The following is an 18,074-nucleotide window of genomic DNA, read 5'->3' on the forward strand; positions in this document are numbered from 1 at the left end:
GTCAGCCGATGGTGCGGGGCAGCCGCAGGCTCAGCAGGCCCGTCACGACGATGCAGCCGAGCTGGGTCAGCAGCGTCACGACCAGGGCGTCCCGCATGCCGCTGCCCGGGACCAGGGACAGGAACAGCGTGCCCAGAGCGGCCACGCCGAGAGCGAGGGCCGACTGCTGGGTCGTCATCATCACACCGCTGCCGACACCGGCCCGGACCGGCTCCACCTCGGAGAGCACCACCCGGTAGATGATGGGCAGTTGCAGCGCCTGACCGCCGCCGGCCAACACCGCGCCCGGCAGCAGCTCGACCAGCCCGAGATCCGGCCAGGACCGCCAGGCCGCCAGCGCCATCAGGCCGATGCCCAGCCCCTGCAGCAGCGCCCCGGCGGTGACCACCCGGGTGCCGTACCGGGCGACCAGGCGCGGACCGGCGAGCGAGACGAAGAAGAACACCACGGCCATCGGCGCCAGTGCCAGACCGGCCCTGACCGGCCCCAGACCCGCACCCCGCTGCAAGGCCACGGCGATCACGAACATGAAGCCGCTGAAGCCGACGGAGAACGGCAGGATCATCACCAGACCGCGCCGCAACGACGTCAGCGCGAAGAGCGACGGGGGAACGAGAGGGGTGCGGCCCTGCCGGTCGGCCCGGCGCTCCACCGCGTAGAACGCCGCCGCGAGGAACGGGAACGCCACCAGCGACAGCCACGTCCACAGCGGCCAGCCCGCCGAGCGGCCCTCGGTGAGCGGCGCCAGCAGGGCGAGCAGGGACGCGGTGAGCAGGACGGTGCCGGGGCCGTCGACCGGCTCGGGGTGCCGGGAACGCGTCTCCGGGACGGCACGGGCCGCCAGCAGCAGGCCCACGACGACCACCGGTACGTTCACCAGGAACACCGCGCGCCAGCCGGTGCCCGCGATGTCCGCCGCGACCAGGACCCCGCCGAGGATCTGCCCGGCCACCATGGACAGGCCGGCCGTGGCGCCGTACAGGCCCATGGCCTTCGCGCGGCGCGGTCCGGCGGTCGCCGACTGGATGGTGGCGAGGATCTGCGGCAGCATCGCGGCGGCCGACGCGCCCTGCGCCACCCGCGCGGCGACCAGCGACCAGGCGTCGGGGGCCAGACCGCAGGCCAGCGAGGTCAGCCCGAACGCCGCCATGCCGCCGAGGAAGAAGCGGCGCCGGCCGAACAGGTCCCCGAGCCTGCCGCCCAGGACGAGGAGCACGGCGTACGCCAACCCGTAACCGGCGACGACGAGTTCCAGGACGGACTCGCTCGCGTGCAAGTCCCGGCCGATCGTCGGCAGGGCGACGTTGACGATGAAGAAGTCGATGAGGGGCAGCGCCGCTGCCAGCAGCACGGTGAAGAGCCCGACGCCGCCGAGCGAGGGCGTCGCGGCCGGCGGTCGGACGGTGCGTGTAGCGATGGTTTCGGTCACGTCATCGAGGCTGCGCCCTCTCCCAGCGTGGTACCAGAGTGTCTTTATCCTGGTAGAAGCAGTACCTGGAAACAGGGTGGCGAGGGGGGCACAGTAGAGGCATGACGACCATGGCCCAGGAGACGGTGACCGCGCGCTCCCGCGGCACGGGCGCCGAGGTCCGGCGGCACGAGCTGGCGGCCTTCCTGCGCAGCCGCCGCGAGCGGATCCCCCCGGAGGAGGTCGGCCTCCCGCGCGGCCGGCGGCGCCGCACACCCGGGCTGCGCCGCGAGGAGGTCGCCCAGCTCTCCGCCGTCGGCGTCACCTGGTACACCTGGCTGGAGCAGGGCCGCGACATCCAGGTCTCCGTGCAGGTCCTCGACGCCCTCGCCCGCACCCTGATGCTCGACCCCACCGAGCGCGCCCACCTCTTCCAGCTCGCCGGCGCCGTCGACCCCACACCGGCCCTGACCTGCCCGTCGGTGACGCCGGCGCTGCGCGCCATGCTGGAACAACTCGAGCCGTACGCCGCGAGCATCCAGAACAGCCGGTACGACATCCTCGCCCACAACCGCGTCCTCGGGCTGCTGCTGTGCGACCTGGCGGAGGTGGCGCCGGAGGACCGCAACTGCGTCCTGCTCTCCTACACCAACCAGGAGTGGCGCGACTCGATCGTGCACCTGGAGGAGACCCGCCGCCTCATGGCCGCCCGGCTGCGCGCCGCCATGGCCGGGCACCTCGGCGAGCCGGCCTGGAAGCTGCTGCTCAAGCGGCTGCGTGAATACCCGGAGTTCTGCGAGGCGTGGGAGCGGCACGAGGTGGTCGTGGCCCACAGCAAGCGCAAGGAGTTCCTCAACCGGCTCGTGGGGCGACTCGTCGTGGACCAGACCGAGCTGTGGCTGGGGCCCGAGGTGGGCTCGCGGTTGGTGACCTATGTGCCGGCGGACGAGGAGACGCGGGCCAGGATGCAGAAGCTGCACGAGATAGCGCTGGCCAGGGAGAGTGGCTCTTAGGGGGCGGGGGGCTGCGCCGAATCACGCCGGGGGCTCGGAGGCGCCCTGAAGGGGCGCGGGGAACTGCGCGCTCAGCCCCCACCGGGTTGTGGCCGGGACTACGCGCTGACCCCCACGGCCTCCCTCACCTCCGCCGACCGCAACTTCTCGGCCGTCCGCTCGGCCGTGCCCCGCGCCCACGGCCCCGTGGTCACCGCCCCGAGGGCGAACACCGCGACACCGCAGCCGACCAGGACCCACCACCCCGGTACGGAAGCGGACACGAACGCCGACCTGTACGACGACCCCTCCACGCCGGACGCCAGCACCGCACCGATCACCGCGACCCCCAGCGTCTGACCCAGCTGCCGGCTCGTCGAGGCGACCGCAGCCGCGACTCCCGCCTGCGCACGCGGCATGCCCGACACCGCCGTGTTGGTGATCGGCGCGTTCACGAACCCGAAGCCGATGCCGAACAGCGCGTACCCGATGAACAGCGTCGCGTTCGAGGTCTCCGCGTCGAACGCCGCGAACAGCACCGCGCTCACCGTCATCGCCACCCCGGCGACCACGAGGGACAGCCTCGGCCCCCGGCTGCCGACCAGCCGTCCGGACAGCGGTGCGCACAGGAACATCGGCACCGCCATCGGCAGCATCCACAGCCCCGCGTGCAGTGCGTCGTATCCGCGTACGTTCTGCAGGTACAGCGTCGACAGGAACAGGAAGCCGCCCAGCGAGGCGAACGCCGCGATCGCTATCACCGTCGCGCCGCTGAACGGCACCGAGCGGAAGAAGCGCAGGTCGATCAGGGGTTCGTCGCGTCGCGGCTCGTACCAGAGCAGGCCGCCCAGGGCCGCCGCGGCGACCAGCGCGAACGGCAGGATCGCGGTCACGCCTGAGTCCGGGGCCTCGATGATCGCGTACGTCAGGGAGCCGAACAGCGCGATGACCATGAGCTGCCCGACCGGGTCGGGACGGCGGGCCCTGGGAGCGCGGGACTCGGGGACGAAGCGCAGGGTCAGCAGCAGGGCCGTGAGGCCGATTGGGAGGTTGACCCAGAAGATCGACCGCCAGCCGACGGACTCCACGAGCAGGCCGCCGGCCAGTGGGCCGGCCGCCATGGAGATGCCGACCACGGCGCCCCAGACACCGATCGCCCGGGCCCGTTCGCGGGGGTCCGTGAAGGTGTTGGTGATGATCGACATGGCGACCGGGTTCAGCATCGAGCCGCCGACCGCCTGGATCATGCGGAACGCGATCAGTGAGTCGAGGTTCGGGGCGAGCGAGCACAGCAGCGAGCCGACGACGAACAGGACCAGGCCGGTCATGAACACGCGCTTGCGGCCGATCCGGTCCGCGGTGGAGCCCGCGAGCATCAGGAGCGAGGCCAGTACGAGGGTGTACGCGTCGATCGTCCACTGCAGGCCGGACGTGCTCGCGTGCAGTTCGCGCTGCATGTCGGGGAGGGCGACGTTCAGAGCGGTGACGTCGAGGCTGACGATCAGCAGGCTCATGCAGCAGATCGCCAGGACCAGCAGACGTCGGCGGGGACTGAGCTCGGGCATGCGTTTTATCGTACGCCGATGTCGATAGTGTGTCTAACTAATAGTGGTGCTAACTAATGGCGGGTGCATGGGGTTGCGTGGTGGGGGTGGGTGGGGGGTGGGTTAGTGCGAAGGCCGTGTTTTTCATGGGTGACAATGGGCTAATGTCCACGCCCCTGCAGATCGGTCCGCACACCGTCCAGCCTCCTGTCGTCCTCGCCCCCATGGCCGGGATCACCAACGCTCCCTTCCGGACCCTGTGCCGGGAGTTCAGCCGCGGCAAGGGCCTCTTCGTGAGCGAGATGATCACCACGCGGGCGCTGGTCGAGCGCAACGAGAAGACCATGCAGCTGATCCACTTCGACGAGAGCGAGAAGCCTCGGTCGATCCAGCTGTACGGCGTCGACCCCGCCACCGTCGGCAAGGCCGTCCGCATGATCGCGGAGGAAGGGCTCGCCGACCACATCGACCTCAACTTCGGGTGCCCCGTGCCGAAGGTGACGCGGAAGGGCGGCGGGTCCGCGCTGCCCTACAAGCGGAACCTGCTCCGGGCGATCCTGCGGGAGGCCGTCTCGGGCGCCGGGGACCTGCCCGTGACCATGAAGATGCGCAAGGGCATCGACGACGACCACATCACGTATCTGGACGCCGGGCGGATCGCCGTCGAGGAGGGCGTCACCGCGATCGCCCTGCACGGGCGTACGGCCGCGCAGCACTACGGCGGTACCGCGGACTGGGACGCCATCGCCCGGCTGAAGGAGCATGTGCCGGAGATTCCGGTGCTGGGGAACGGGGACATCTGGTCGGCCGAGGACGCGCTGCGGATGGTGCGGGAGACCGGGTGCGACGGCGTGGTCGTGGGGCGGGGGTGCCTCGGGCGGCCGTGGCTGTTCGCGGACCTGGTCGCGGCGTTCGAGGGGCGCGAGCAGGACATCGCGCGGCCCTCCTTGCGTGAGGTCGCCGACGTCATGGTGCGGCACGCTCGGTTGCTGGGGGAGTGGATCGGCGACGAGGCGAAGGGTGTCGTCGACTTTCGTAAGCATGTCGCCTGGTACTTGAAGGGCTTTGCCGTCGGCAGCGAGATGCGCAAGCGGCTGGCCATTACCTCCTCTTTGGAGGAACTGCGGGGCGGCTTGGACGAGTTGGACCTCGATCAGGCTTGGCCGGCCGGTGCCGACGGGCCGCGGGGGCGTACCTCCGGCAACAACAGGGTCGTGCTGCCGGACGGGTGGCTGAAGGACCCCTACGACTGCGCGGGCGTCGGGGAGGACGCGGAGCTCGACACGTCGGGGGGCTGAGGTTCGGCCGCGTACGGCTTCGTCGGGGGGGCTGAGGTTCGGCCGCGTACGGCTTCGTCGTGGGGCGGGGCCGGGGCGGGGGGTGTCCGTCCTCGGTCGGGCGGTGCCGTGTCTCGATCCGTGCCGGTGATGGACGCCCGCCGCTGCGGGCGGACACCCCCCGCCCCGGCCCCTTCTCGCCGTCGGTGACCGCGGCTTCCCAGGGGTGCGGGGAACTGCGCGATCGGCCACCACGGCGGATTGGTGTGTGCGGCGCTCCTCAGCTCTTCTTCGGGTGTTTCGTCGAGCCGTATGCCGTCAGGAACTTGTCGCGGAACGCGCTCATCTTCCAGACCGGGGCGTTGTGGGCGGGGCGCAGGCCGTCCGTCCAGTTCCAGGCGGAGATCCTGTCCAGGACCTTGGGGTCCTTGGCGACGATCGAGACCGGGACGTCGCGGCTGGCGTGGTTGCCGCTGACCCGGGGGATGGGCTGGTGGTCGCCGAGGAAGACCAGGACGGTGTCCTTCGTGCCGTAGCGCTCCAGCCACTCGGTGAGGGCCGTGACGGAGTACTGGACTGATTTGCCGTACTCCGCCTGGGACTTGGGGGAACTGGCGATGATGTCCGAGGGCTTGTTGCCCGCCGCGTGGACGGCGTTGAAGATCGTGCCGTTGCCCAGCTTGTTCCAGGGGACCATCTTGGGGATCGGGGCCCAGGGCTGGTGGCTGGAGGTCAGGATGACCAGGGACATCAGAGGCTTGGTGCGCTTCTTGCCGTGCTCCAGGTTCTGGAACTGCTGAAGCGCGTACTGGTCGGGCATCGTGGACCAGCTGAACTTGGGGCCCTTGTAACCCATCTGGAAGGCGTTGCGGTAGGAGTCCAGGCCGTAGAACTTCGACTCCGGCCAGCTCTTCTGTACGCCCGGCATGATGCCGACCGTGTCCCAGGCGCCGCTCTTCTTGAACGCCTCGGTCAGGCTCATGTGGTCGCTCGCCATCAGCGTGCGGTAGCGCTGCTGGTTGTCGATCCACAGGCCCGACATGGTGGTGGAGTGGCCGAGCCAGCTGCTGCCGCCGTAGGTGGCGGAGGTCAGCCAGCCGCTCTTGGCGTGGAAGCCCGCCTTCGCGAGGGCCTTGGTGCGGGCGTCCAGGGTCGCGTCGACGCCGGGTGCCTCCACCGGGTCCTCGATCGCGCTGCGGCCGTAGCTCTCGATGAAGGTGAAGATCATGTCCTTGCCGCGCAGGTCCGGGACCAGCTGACCGGGCGGGGTGTTGCCGAACGCGTCGATCTTGGCGACCTTCTGGAACTCCGCCTCGTCGCGCAGGGTGGTGTGGACCAGACGCGCCTGGGACACCACCGCCCCCGCCGCGCGGTCGGCCGCGACCGGCGTCCCGGCGATCTGCAGACCCAGTGCGGAGCACAGCACCCATACGACGGCCGTGGCCAGCGTTCCCCTGGTCGCCGCCTGTTTGTTGCGCGCCAGCACCGAGCTGAGCCGGACCATCGCCAGCGCCATGACGGTGAGCAGCAGGAGCACCAGGACGAAGGCGCCGACCGTCGCGAGCGTCGCCACCGTGCCGCCCATGGAGTCCTTGACGTACGACTGCGCGTCCGGCAGCAGCTCCCAGTCCAGGACCAGGTTGAAGCGCCGGCCCAGGTACTCCCAGAAGCCCATGTCCAGCAGGTTCAGGATCGTCATCGCGCCGAGCGCGGCGCCGGACAGCGCCGCCACCGTCAGCCGGGGCCGGCGGGGGAGGGTGAGGGCCGCCGCAGCTCCGAGGATCGCCTCCACCGGTATCCGGACGAACCGGTCCGCGTGCAGCGCGCTCTCCTTGTTCGGCAGTACCAGGGCCAGGAACACCAGGGCCGCGGCGAGGGCCGTGATCGTCCACCCGGTGCCGCGGACGACTTCGGGATGCCGTTCGCGCCAGGCCGCGAACCGCGACCGCAGGGTGACCCGCGCGGCCGTCTCCTGCTCGGGTGACGTGCCCTCGGTGACGGCGTCGGCGGTTTCCGGCTGGTGGCGAAGGCGCGTGAAGACAGGCACCCGAAGGTCCTTCCGTAGCGAGGCCCGGGAGAGGGAGGGGCGGGCCACGCTGGGGAGGCAAGGACCCGCCGACCTTCCGTACGGCGGGCCCCCCGCGGGTGTTCACGGCACCGGGCAAACACCCGGCAAACGGCTGGTCAACGGGCCGGTCCCTCAGGCGCCGCCGACCGCCGTCAGCAGGGCCAGGGGCGCCGCCGCGGAGCGGGACTCACGCTCGCACGCGTGCGGATACGGCACCGGCTCCGCGTGCGCGTCCCTCCCGTACCCCGCGATGACCTCCGGCAGCCGGTGCCCCGTGGCGTTCGCCGCGTCCACCAGGCCGTGCGCCACCGTGCGCGCCTCGTCGTGCAGCCCGTACCGCGCCAGTCCCAGCGTGATCAGCGCGTTGTCGTGCGGCCACACCGAACCCCGGTGGTAGGACAGCGGGTGGTACGCGGCCTGCCCGGCGGCCAGTGTGCGGACGCCCCAGCCGGAGAAGAAGTCCGGCTCCAGCAACCGCCGGCCCACCGCCTCCCCGTACTCCTTGTCCAGCAGCCCCGACCAGAGGAGATGACCGGCGTCCGACGCCAGCGCGTCCACCTGCCGGCCCTCGCCGTCCAGCGCCAGGGCGGGGAAGGACCGCTCCGGCATCCAGAAGTCCCGCTGGAAACGGTCGCGCAGATCACCGGCCGCCTGCTCCAGCAGCGCCGCGTACGTCTCGTCCGCCCAGACCGTGCGCGCGATCCACGCCGTGCGGCGCAGCGCGTCGTACGCGTACCCCTGTGCCCCCGCCGCCATCACCGCGCCGCTCGCCCGGGTGCCGTCGGCCGAGCAGATCGCGCCGGGGGAGTCCTTCCAGTTCTGGTTGGCCAGGCCGCCCTGGTCGGCGCGGTAGACCAGATAGCCGCGCGAGGTCAGACCGCCGTGGTCGAGCATCCAGCCGATCGCCGCCCGCGCGTGGGGCTCCAGGCGGCGGGCGAGCGCGGTGTCGCCGGTCTGCTCCAGGTACGCGCCGAGGAGGACGAGGAAGAGGGGGGTGGCGTCCACCGAACCGTAGTAGCGGCCGTACGGGACCTGGCCGAAGTGCGCCAGCTCGCCGTGGCGGACCTCGTGCACGATCTTCCCGGGCTGGGCCACCGAGTCAACGCCCGTCTCGGTCGCCTGGGTCGCGGCCAGGGCGGGCAGGGTCGCGGCGGCCAGCTGCGGGCGGTAGGGGAGGGCGAAGAGGGAGGTGAGCAGGGCGTCCCGGCCCAGCAGGGTCAGGAACCACGGGGCGCCGGCGGCCGGCACGCGCAGTTCCTCGCCGTCCGGGCCCGTCGCGGGCAGCTGGAGCGAGGCGAGGTCCGCCAGGCCCCGCGCGCACGCCGCCGCCAGCTCCGGCCAGCCCGTCGGGAAGGCCACGCCCTCCACGAACTCGCCCTCGAGAGCGATGAGTTGTTCGGTGACCGCGGCGGGGGAGGCCGGCACGCGCAGGGCCCGCTTGTCCCCGTGCGGGCGGGCCATCACACGAAGGACCAGTTCCGCGGTGCCGTGCGGTGCGAGGTCCAGGGTCCATACGAGGCGACGGGCTCCCGTGCCCGTCTCCTCCACGGCGTCCGGAGCGGGCTCCGCCGTCACCGTCGTACAGGAACGCCATTCGCCCCGCCGGTAGACGAACTCCACCCCGTCGTCCAGTACCTGGCGGGAGCGGGTGGCGCCGGTCTTGGCGTAGGTGCGGTAGTCGGAGCGGAGTTCGAACTGGTCGGTGAAGTCCGCGTCCGCGGTGATCGCGAGGCGGACCGTGGTCGGCGCCGGGCGGTTGCTGGTGACCTTGAGGGACTCCACGAACGCGCCGTCCCCGACGGCCTGCTCGCGGAAGACCGTGTAGGCGGGGGGTTCCTGGCGGCCGCCGCGCGGGACGAGGACACAGCGCGCCGCGTCCCCGTCCGCGACCGGCGTGAGCGACTCCGGTACGGCGCCGTCGACCGTCAGTTGCCAACGGCTCAGATGCCGGGCGTCCCGTACGAACAGACCGTCCGGGGAGCCGGCCCCCCGGACCCCGCTGATGTCCCCGCCGTCGCCCACGGCCGCGAACGTCCCACCGTGCACGAGCAGATGATGCCGGTCGCTCATCACCGGTCCCCTCCCCTTGCGTTCTCGTCGCTCATCTCGTCGAACGTGTCGATGCCCGTCGGGGACACGCCGTCTCCGGGGCGCGTGTGGAGCAGATCCAGCGCGAGCGCGGCGGTCCAGCCGAAGCCGAGCGCTCCGCAGGGTTCGCCGGTGTGCGGGTCCACGTACTCCGCGAAGCCCGAGCCGTCGGCGATGTCCAGGACGGCCTCGCGCAGCGCGTCGGCGGCTTCCGGCTCGCCGTGCGTGCGCAGTCCGCTCTCCAGCAGCCAGTTGATGTTGAACCAGGCGGGGCCGCGCCAGTAGCGGTGCGGGTCGAAGGCCTCGCCGAGGAGGTCGTAACTGGGCACCAGGCTGGTGGTGTCCCCGAGCCCGAAGTGGGGCCCGCGCAGGGTCCCCAGGAGCGAGGCGACGACGTCGCGGGGGAGGCCGGGGAGGATGAGCGGGACGAGCCCGGAGACGCTGAGCTCGGGGATGAGGGCCCCGGTGGGGGAGGTCGGGGAGGTGGCGGAGGTGCTGGTGCGTGAGCGGTGCTCTGGTGCGTGAGCGGTGCTCTGGGGTGCGAGCGGTGCTCCGTGAGCGGTGCTGTGTGAGCGGTGCTCCGGTGGGAGAGCGGTGCTCTGCGAGCGGTGCTCTGACGCGAGAGCGGTGCTCTGCGAGCGGTGCTCTGAGGTGTGAGCGGTGCTCTCCCTCTCCCTCGCCCCTTCCCCGCCCCGCAGGTCCCGGCACAGGAACATCCCGCTCGCCGGGTCCCACAGTCGCCGTACGAGCGCTGCCGTCAGGCGTTCCGCGCGGGCGTGCCGGGCCGTTCCCGTCGCGCCCAGTTCGCGGGCGATCCGGGCCAGCGCGTGCTCGGAGGCGATCAGCAGGGCGTTGAACGCCGGGTCCTCCACGGCGAATTCGCCGCCTCCGTCGGCGTACCCGCGATCCCGGTAGTCCGTCGCCAGCCGCACGTACCGTCCGTAGTCGAGATCCGTCGGCCGGTCCTCGGGGGCGCCGTGGTCGAGGTCGGCGCGGCGGAAGGAGCGGGCCGGGGCGGGGACGACCCGGCCGAGAGGGGCGTCCCAGCAGGGGCTGTTGTCCATGCCCTGCTCCCAGGGGTGGACGACGGACGCGAGCCCGCCGCCGCCCAGGTCCCGGCGGTGCAGCAGATAGCGGTGCCAGGACGCCAGCCTGGGGTACACCCGGGCCAGGAAGCCGCGCGCACGGGAGAGTCCGGGGTCGGCGCAGTGCACCAGCCAGGCCGCGAGCGCGTGCACCGGTGGCTGCACGATGCCGGAGGTCTGTACGGTGCGCGGGGCGCCCGCAGCGCGCCCCGCGGTCGAGGAGCGCCAGAAGTCGGGGCTCGGGAAGTACGCGTCGAGGGGCACGGAGGGGTTGAAGACGATGTGCGGGATGCGGCCGTCGCCCCACTGGGCGGACAGCAGCGTCTCCAGCTCCGTCTGGGCCCGTAACGGCGACAGGTGGCGCAGGCCGATCGCGATGAACGCCGAGTCCCAGGACCACTGGTGCGGGTACAGGCTGCGTGAGGGGACCGTGGAGGAGCCCGTCCAGTTGTCCTCCAGCACACGGGCGGCCCTGACGTGCGGTGAATCCCGCGTGGGGGGTGGATCGTATGCAGTGGGGTGCTTTGTGGCGCGGCTGGTCAGTTGGGCGGTGCGATCCACTCGGGGCTCCCCGAAGAAGGTGCGGGCGACCGGTTCGGTCGTAGCCATCGTAGAGTTACGTCTATTTAACACGCAAAACTCAATATGTAATGCAGGCTTGAGAAGCACAAGGGGGTGCGCATGACGGGACGTGGACAGGCACGCGCCGGCGATCTGCTCGAACTGGTGCGAAGCGGACGCGCGACCACGCGCGGAGCGCTCCAGCAGGTCACCGGACTGTCCCGCGCCACCGTCGGTCAGCGCCTCGACCGCCTCTTCCGCGCGGGCTGGCTGCGCGAGGGCGCCGGCGGGCCGGTGGACTCGCCGCTCGGCGGACGCCCCTCCATCACGCTGGAGTTCGACGACGAGCACGCCGTCGTCCTCGCCGCCGACCTCGACACCCGGCACGCGCGCGCCGCCGTCCTGTCGTTGACCGGCGAGATCCTCGCCGAACGCTCCGGCGTCCTGCTGGTCGAGGACGGCCCGGACGCCGTGCTGGGCGAACTGGGCGGCTGGTTCGCCGAGTTGCTGGAGAAGGCCGGGCGGCCGGCGGAGTCGGCCTGCGGGATCGGGCTCGCCGTGCCGGGGCCGGTCGACAGCGAGACCGGGCGGGTCGTGCAGCCGCCGATGATGCCGGGCTGGGACGGCTACGACATAAGAGGCCGGCTGAGCAGGGCCTTCGGTGAGCGCACGGGCGCCGGGGCGGTCCCGGTGCTCGTCGACAACGACGCGAACCTCATGGCGTACGGCGAGCAGCGGGCGGGATACGCCGACTGTTCGGCGTTCGTGCTGGTGAAGGTGTCGACCGGGATCGGGGCGGGGGTCGTGGTCGGCGGTTCGATCTTCCGGGGCATCGACGGGGGCGCGGGGGACATCGGGCACATCCGGGTGGGCGCGGAGGCGCTGTGCCGGTGTGGCTCGTACGGGTGTCTCGCCGCCGTCGCCAGTGGCGGCGCCGTGGCGCGGCGGCTGGCGGAGGCGGGCGTGCCCGCGGCCTCGGGTTCGGACGTGCGGGACCTGCTGGCGGCCGGGCACCCTGAGGCCGTCGGGCTGGCCCGGGAGGCCGGTCGGCGGGTGGGGGACGTGCTGGCGACCGTCGTGACGCTGCTGAACCCCGGTGTGCTGATGATCGCGGGGGATCTGGCCGGAACCCCCTTCCTCACGGGGGTGCGGGAGTTGCTGTACCAGCGGGCGCTGCCCCGCTCCACGGCCCATCTGGACGTGGTCACCTCGCGGCTCGGTGAGCGGGCCGGTCTGGTGGGGGCCGCGGCGCTGGTCGTGGAGTACCTGTACGCGCCGGAGCGGGTGGAGGAGCGGCTGTCGGCGATGGGCGTGTGACGTCCGGGTTTCGTGTTCCGGTGCAGGTCCGGGCGCGTCCGCATGGTGAAATCCGGTGCGCTGTGGCAGCGTGATTCTCGCCACCCTTGATAAGGGTTGCGCTCAGATGAGCGGATCTTGAGCGGCTGCACTTCTCCAAGGAGTGGCACTGGGTGCCACCGTTTGATCGTTCATCGAGCGAAAACAGGTGCGCATGAGCAGTGCTCATGTGAGCGCAAAACCGCACCTGTGGGCGTTGATGCGTTCAAGAAGTGAAAACACAAGTGGCCGGTTGCTTGCCGAGCTTTGACTTTCAATCCTCTGGCGGAGCGCTGGTTACGGGCACATGACGCACGAGTAGACGTACCCAGACGCCTTCGATCTGGGTATGTTCCTGGCCGTCAGGGCAGCCACCGCGTCTTCGAGGGAGTCGAGACCCGTGTCGGAAAACAAAGAACCTCACGTAGCGAAGCTCGTTTACGACTTCACCGAGGGAAACAAGGATCTCAAGGACCTCCTCGGTGGCAAGGGCGCGAACCTCGCCGAGATGACCAACCTGGGACTCCCCGTTCCCCCCGGCTTCACCATCACGACGGAAGCCTGCAAGGTCTACCTCGACAGCGGCGAGGAGCCCGCGGCACTGCGTGACGAGGTGAGTGCGCACCTCGACGCCCTCGAGACCAAGATGGGCAAGAAGCTCGGTCAGCCCGACAACCCCCTGCTCGTCTCCGTCCGCTCCGGCGCCAAGTTCTCCATGCCCGGCATGATGGACACCGTCCTCAACATCGGACTCTCCGACAAGTCCGTGAAGGGCCTCGCCGACCAGGCCGGCGACGAGCGGTTCGCCTGGGACTCCTACCGCCGCCTCATCCAGATGTTCGGCAAGACCGTCCTCGGCGTCGACGGCGACCTCTTCGAGGAGGCGCTGGAGAAGGCCAAGGAGACCAAGAAGGTCACGGTCGACACCGAACTGGACGCCGCCGACCTGAAGAAGCTGGTCACCGCCTTCAAGAAGATCGTCAAGAAGGAGGCCGGCCGGGACTTCCCGCAGGACCCGCGCGAGCAGATGGACCTCGCCATCAAGGCGGTCTTCGACTCCTGGAACGGCGACCGGGCCAAGCTCTACCGCCGCCAGGAGCGCATCCCGCACGACCTCGGTACGGCCGTCAACGTCTGCTCCATGGTCTTCGGCAACCTCGGCCCCGACTCGGGCACCGGCGTCGCCTTCACCCGTGACCCCGCCAGCGGCCACCAGGGCGTCTACGGCGACTACCTGCAGAACGCCCAGGGCGAGGACGTCGTCGCCGGCATCCGCAACACCGTTCCGCTCGCGGAGCTGGAGACGATCGACAAGAAGTCGTACGACCAGCTGATGCAGATCATGGAGACCCTGGAGAACCACTACAAGGATCTCTGCGACATCGAGTTCACCATCGAGCGCGGCCAGCTGTGGATGCTGCAGACGCGCGTCGGCAAGCGGACGGCCGGTGCCGCCTTCCGTATCGCCACGCAGCTGGTGGACCAGGGGCTCATCGACGAGGCCGAGGCGCTCCAGCGGGTCACCGGCGCCCAGCTCGCCCAGCTGATGTTCCCGCGCTTCGACGAGGACGCGAAGGTCGCGCAGGTCGGCCGGGGCATCGCCGCCTCGCCGGGCGCGGCCGTCGGCAAGGCCGTCTTCGACTCGTACACCGCCGTGAAGTGGTCGAGGTCGGGCGAGAAGGTCATCCTGGTCCGCCGGGAGACCAACCCCGACGACCTCGACGGCATGATCGCCGCCGAGGGCATCCTGACCAGCCGTGGCGGCAAGACCTCGCACGCGGCCGTCGTCGCGCGCGGCATGGGCAAGACCTGTGTCTGCGGTGCCGAGGAGCTGGAGGTCGACACCAAGCGGCGCCGGATGACGGTCCCCGGCGGACACGTCGTCGAGGAGGGCGACGTCATCTCCATCGACGGCTCCAGCGGCAAGGTGTACCTCGGTGAGGTGCCGGTCGTGCCGTCGCCGGTCGTGGAGTACTTCGAGGGCCGTATGCACGCCGGCGCCGACGACGCCGACGAGCTGGTCGAGGCCGTGCACCGGATCATCGGGTACGCCGACCGGATGCGCCGGCTGCGGGTGCGCGCCAATGCCGACAACGCCGAGGACGCGCTGCGCGCCCGCCGTTTCGGCGCCCAGGGCATCGGCCTGTGCCGCACCGAGCACATGTTCCTCGGCGACCGGCGCGAGCTGGTCGAGCGGCTGATCCTGGCCGACACGGAGGCCGAGCGCGAGGAGTCCCTGAAGGAGCTGCTCCCGCTGCAGAAGGCGGACTTCGTGGAGCTGTTCAAGGCGATGGACGGGCTGCCCGTCACCGTCCGCCTGCTCGACCCGCCGCTGCACGAGTTCCTGCCCGACATCACCGAGCTGTCGGTGCGTGTCGCGCTCGCCGAGTCCCGTCAGGAGTCGCACGAGAACGACCTGCGGCTGCTGCAGGCGGTGCACCGGCTGCACGAGCAGAACCCGATGCTGGGTCTGCGCGGCGTACGCCTCGGTCTCGTCATCCCCGGCCTGTTCACCATGCAGGTCCGTGCCATCGCGGAGGCGGCCGCCGAGCGGAAGGCCGCCAAGGGCGACCCGCGCGCCGAGATCATGATCCCGCTCGTCGGTACCGTCCAGGAGCTGGAGATCGTCCGCGAGGAGGCCGACCAGGTCGTCGCCGAGGTCGAGGCCGCCACCGGCACCCAGCTCAAGCTCGCCATCGGCACGATGATCGAGCTGCCGCGGGCCGCGCTCACGGCGGGCCAGATCGCGGAGGCGGCGGAGTTCTTCTCCTTCGGCACGAACGACCTCACCCAGACGGTGTGGGGCTTCAGCCGGGACGACGTGGAGGCCTCCTTCTTCACGGCCTACCTGGAGAAGGGCATCTTCGGCGTCAGCCCCTTCGAGACGATCGACAAGGACGGCGTCGGCTCCCTGGTCAGCCTGGCCGCGAAGGCTGGCCGCGAGACCCGTCCCGACCTCAAGCTCGGCGTCTGCGGCGAGCACGGCGGCGACCCGGAGTCGGTCCACTTCTTCCACGAGGTGGGACTCGACTACGTCTCCTGCTCGCCGTTCCGTATCCCGGTGGCGCGCCTGGAGGCGGGACGCGCGGCCGTGCAGTCGGAGGGCAGCGACCACCGCTGACCCACCCGAACCCCGGAGCCGCCGCCCGTCCCCGACCCTCAACACCGATGGGCGGCGGCTCCGGATCACGAAAGAGGGGGCGGCACCTTGTGCGGAGGTGCCGCCCCTTCGGGCTGCAGCCGCCCCTCTCTCCTACGCTGGGAGTCACGAAGGCACCGCGAGCCCACCTCGAAGGGAGTTCGGTCATGGTCGGCTGGACGGTTGACGGCGTTTCCGACTGGGCCGGGCGGATCGCCGTCGTCACCGGTGCCAACAGCGGGATCGGGTACGTCACCGCGCGGGAGCTCGCCCGCAAGGGGGCGCGGGTGGTGCTCGCGTGCCGGAGTGAGGTGCGGGGGAACGCGGCGGTGGACCGGATCCTCGCCGAGGTACCGGACGCCGTCGCCGAGTGCGCTCGCCTCGACCTCGGGGACCTGCGCTCGGTACGGGACTTCGCGGACCGCTTCCCGTACGAGCATCTCGACCTGCTCGTCAACAACGCCGGGGTGATGGCGCTGCCGTACGGGACGACGGCGGACGGCTTCGAGACGCAGTTCGGGGTCAACCACCTCGGGCACTTCGCCCTGACCGGCCTGCTGCTGCCCACCCTGCTCGCCACCTCGGGCGCCCGGGTGGTGACGGTCTCCAGCGAGATGCACGCGATGGCCAACATCGACATCCGCGACCTCAACAGCGAGCGCCGCTACCGGCGTTGGGTCGCCTACGCCCGCTCCAAGACCGCCAACCTGCTCTTCACCCACGAGCTGGCGCGGCGGCTGGCGGCACACGGGTCGGACGTGGTGGCCGCTGCCGCGCATCCCGGGTACGCCTCGACCAACCTGCAGACCGCCGGCCCCCGCATGGAGGGGCGCCGGCTTGTCGGACGGCTGGTGGAGCTCGGCAACCGCGTCCTCGCCCAGTCGGCGGAGGCCGGCGCCCTGCCCGTGCTGTACGCGGCGACGGCGCCCGGTGTGCGCCCCGACTCGTTCACGGGACCGTCGTTCATGATGTGGCGCGGGGCGCCGGCCCCGTCGTGGCGGGCGCCGTGGACGTTCAACGACGCGGCGGGGGAACGGCTTTGGGAGGCTTCGGAGCGGCTGACCGGGGTGACGTACGACGCGCTGAAGGCCTGAGGACCCCCGGCACCCACCCTGCGGGCACGCCCGCTCAGAGTGAGCCGCCGCTGTCCACGACCAGGTCCGTGCCCACCGTCGAGGCCGCGTCGTCGGAGGCCAGGTACAGGACTGCGGCGGCGATCTCCCCGGTGGTGGAGATGCGGCCCAACGGCAGGGTGACCGCGGCCCGTTCGGTGCGGTCGGACTCCGTCTCGCCCGGCCGCAGCGACATGGGCGTGTCGGTGGCTCCCGGGCTGACGACGTTGATGCGAACGCCGTCGCCGATGTGGTCCCGGGCCGCGCCCCGGCTCAGCGCCGTCACCGCGGCCTTGGTGGCGGAGTAGGCGGCGGCGCCGGCGGGGCTGGTGTGGGCCCCGAAGGTGGAGGAGACGTTGACGATCGCGCCGCCCGAGCGCTGGGCGCGCATCTGCCGCACCTGCGCCCGCAGTGCCAGGAACACGCCCGTGACGTTGACGTCGAGCTGTGCCCGCCAGTCCTCCTCGGACAGGTCGGCCAGGGGTGCGCCGCCCCTGAAGACACCCGCGTTGTTGACGGCCACGTCCAGGGAGCCGAAGGTCTCGACGGCGGTCCGGACCACGGCGGACGCCTCGGCGCCGACGGAGACGTCGGCCGGCACGGCGAGTCCCTTGCCGCCCGACCGCTCGATCAGCGCGACCGTCTCGTCGAGTGGTTCCCGGCGCCGGCCGGCCACGACCACGGACGCGCCCTCCGCGGCGAACGCGAGCGCGACGGCTCGGCCGATGCCCGACCCCCCTCCCGTGACGAGAGCGGTCCTCCCCGTGAAACGGGCTCTGGTCATGATCTCCCCTTTTCTTGACCGATCGGTTCAATATGGCGGCAAATAAAAAGGCGCCGCCCAATCGCTGTTCAGTCCAGCAGTGCCAGCGCCTGTTCCGCCGCGTCGCGTACGCGGGCCGGGTCGCCGGACGCCTTGCCGACCACGCGCAGGCCCTGCAGCAGGACCAGCAGCATGCGGGCGAGGGTGAGCGGGTCGCGGTCGGCGGGCAGCTCGCCCTGGGCCTGGGCGCGCAGCAGCGCCGAGTGCAGCACGGTCTCCAGCTGGTCCCAGTTGCGCTCGACCCGCCGGGCGGCGGCCGGGTCGTGCGGGGCGAGTTCGGAGGCCGTGTTGGTGACCAGGCAGCCGTTCAGGCGCAGCCGGTCGTCGGCGGCCTCGGTGGCGTAACGCCGTACGACGGCCCGTACGGCGGGCAGGGCCGGGCCCGGCCGGGACAGCTCCCGCATGATCGGCGGGAGGCCGGCCCGGTCGTAGCGTTCCAGTGCCTTCAGGTACAGCTCGTGCTTGCTGCCGAAGGTCGCGTAGATGCTGGCGCGGCCGATGCCGAGGTGGTCCACCAGGTCGGACATGGACGTCGCCTCGTAGCCGCGCCGCCAGAACAGCTCCAGGGCTGCCTGCAGCGCGGCCTCCGGATCGAACTCCTTGGTCCTGGCCACGGTGTGCAGGCTAGTGGCGACCAGAACG

At 71.4% G+C, this 18,074-nt stretch carries 12 protein-coding genes; 5 read left to right on the forward strand and 7 right to left on the reverse strand.

Annotation, left to right across the window (positions count from 1 at the left end; genetic code table 11):
• Position 1 precedes the first annotated feature (1 nt).
• On the reverse strand, positions 2–1,429 hold the full coding sequence (locus ACIGDI_RS02685) for an MFS transporter (RefSeq protein ID WP_399889459.1): 1,428 nt from the start codon (positions 1,427–1,429) through the stop codon (positions 2–4).
• Positions 1,430–1,530: 101 nt separating this feature from the next.
• On the opposite strand from ACIGDI_RS02685, the gene ACIGDI_RS02690 reads away from it, so the two are divergent.
• Entirely contained in the window at positions 1,531–2,421 is an 891-nt protein-coding gene (locus tag ACIGDI_RS02690) for a helix-turn-helix transcriptional regulator (RefSeq protein ID WP_399889462.1), read from the forward strand.
• 98 nt (positions 2,422–2,519) lie between these two features.
• Here the strand turns inward: ACIGDI_RS02690 and ACIGDI_RS02695 are convergent, their stop codons facing one another.
• Positions 2,520–3,965: an MFS transporter gene (locus tag ACIGDI_RS02695; RefSeq protein WP_399889465.1), complete on the reverse strand. Its 1,446-nt coding sequence runs from the start codon at positions 3,963–3,965 to the stop codon at positions 2,520–2,522.
• A gap of 143 nt (positions 3,966–4,108) precedes the next feature.
• Here ACIGDI_RS02695 and dusB point away from each other — a divergent pair, with 143 nt between their 5' ends.
• Positions 4,109–5,242 (forward strand): tRNA dihydrouridine synthase DusB, encoded by a 1,134-nt coding sequence (gene dusB, locus ACIGDI_RS02700; protein ID WP_399889468.1) that lies wholly within the window; start codon positions 4,109–4,111, stop codon positions 5,240–5,242.
• Between the two features lie 259 nt (positions 5,243–5,501).
• On the opposite strand, the gene ACIGDI_RS02705 is transcribed toward dusB, so the two are convergent.
• From ACIGDI_RS02705 to ACIGDI_RS02715, 3 genes are all read right to left on the reverse strand, one after another.
• A complete protein-coding gene (locus ACIGDI_RS02705) occupies positions 5,502–7,268 on the reverse strand; it encodes a CDP-alcohol phosphatidyltransferase (protein WP_399889472.1) in 1,767 nt (588 codons plus the stop codon).
• Positions 7,269–7,421: 153 nt separating this feature from the next.
• On the reverse strand, positions 7,422–9,359 hold the full coding sequence (locus ACIGDI_RS02710) for a glycogen debranching N-terminal domain-containing protein (RefSeq protein ID WP_399889475.1): 1,938 nt from the start codon (positions 9,357–9,359) through the stop codon (positions 7,422–7,424).
• Positions 9,359–11,023 (reverse strand): MGH1-like glycoside hydrolase domain-containing protein, encoded by a 1,665-nt coding sequence (locus ACIGDI_RS02715; protein WP_399890464.1) that lies wholly within the window; start codon positions 11,021–11,023, stop codon positions 9,359–9,361. The genes ACIGDI_RS02710 and ACIGDI_RS02715 overlap by 1 nt, the downstream gene beginning before the upstream one ends.
• Positions 11,024–11,143: 120 nt before the next feature.
• Between ACIGDI_RS02715 and ACIGDI_RS02720 the strand changes: the two genes are divergently transcribed.
• From ACIGDI_RS02720 to ACIGDI_RS02730, 3 genes are all read left to right on the forward strand, one after another.
• Positions 11,144–12,340, forward strand: a complete 1,197-nt coding sequence (locus tag ACIGDI_RS02720) for an ROK family protein (RefSeq protein WP_399889478.1) — start codon at positions 11,144–11,146, stop codon at positions 12,338–12,340.
• Positions 12,341–12,758: 418 nt separating this feature from the next.
• Entirely contained in the window at positions 12,759–15,479 is a 2,721-nt protein-coding gene (gene ppdK, locus ACIGDI_RS02725) for a pyruvate, phosphate dikinase (protein WP_399889481.1), read from the forward strand.
• Between the two features lie 185 nt (positions 15,480–15,664).
• Positions 15,665–16,591, forward strand: coding sequence for an oxidoreductase (locus ACIGDI_RS02730; protein ID WP_399889484.1), 927 nt, complete (start codon positions 15,665–15,667; stop codon positions 16,589–16,591).
• 34 nt (positions 16,592–16,625) lie between these two features.
• On the opposite strand, the gene ACIGDI_RS02735 is transcribed toward ACIGDI_RS02730, so the two are convergent.
• Together ACIGDI_RS02735 and ACIGDI_RS02740 are read right to left on the reverse strand one after the other, a co-directional pair.
• Positions 16,626–17,393 (reverse strand): SDR family NAD(P)-dependent oxidoreductase, encoded by a 768-nt coding sequence (locus ACIGDI_RS02735; protein WP_399889487.1) that lies wholly within the window; start codon positions 17,391–17,393, stop codon positions 16,626–16,628.
• Positions 17,394–17,461: 68 nt separating this feature from the next.
• The gene (locus ACIGDI_RS02740; RefSeq protein ID WP_399889490.1) at positions 17,462–18,046 is read right to left on the reverse strand and encodes a TetR/AcrR family transcriptional regulator; all 585 of its coding nucleotides are present in this window, start codon (positions 18,044–18,046) and stop codon (positions 17,462–17,464) included.
• Between the last annotated feature and the right edge of the window lie 28 nt (positions 18,047–18,074).

The organism is Streptomyces sp. NPDC085900, from assembly GCF_044540925.1.
In the GTDB taxonomy this organism is placed as follows: Bacteria; Actinomycetota; Actinomycetes; order Streptomycetales; family Streptomycetaceae; genus Streptomyces; species Streptomyces gilvifuscus.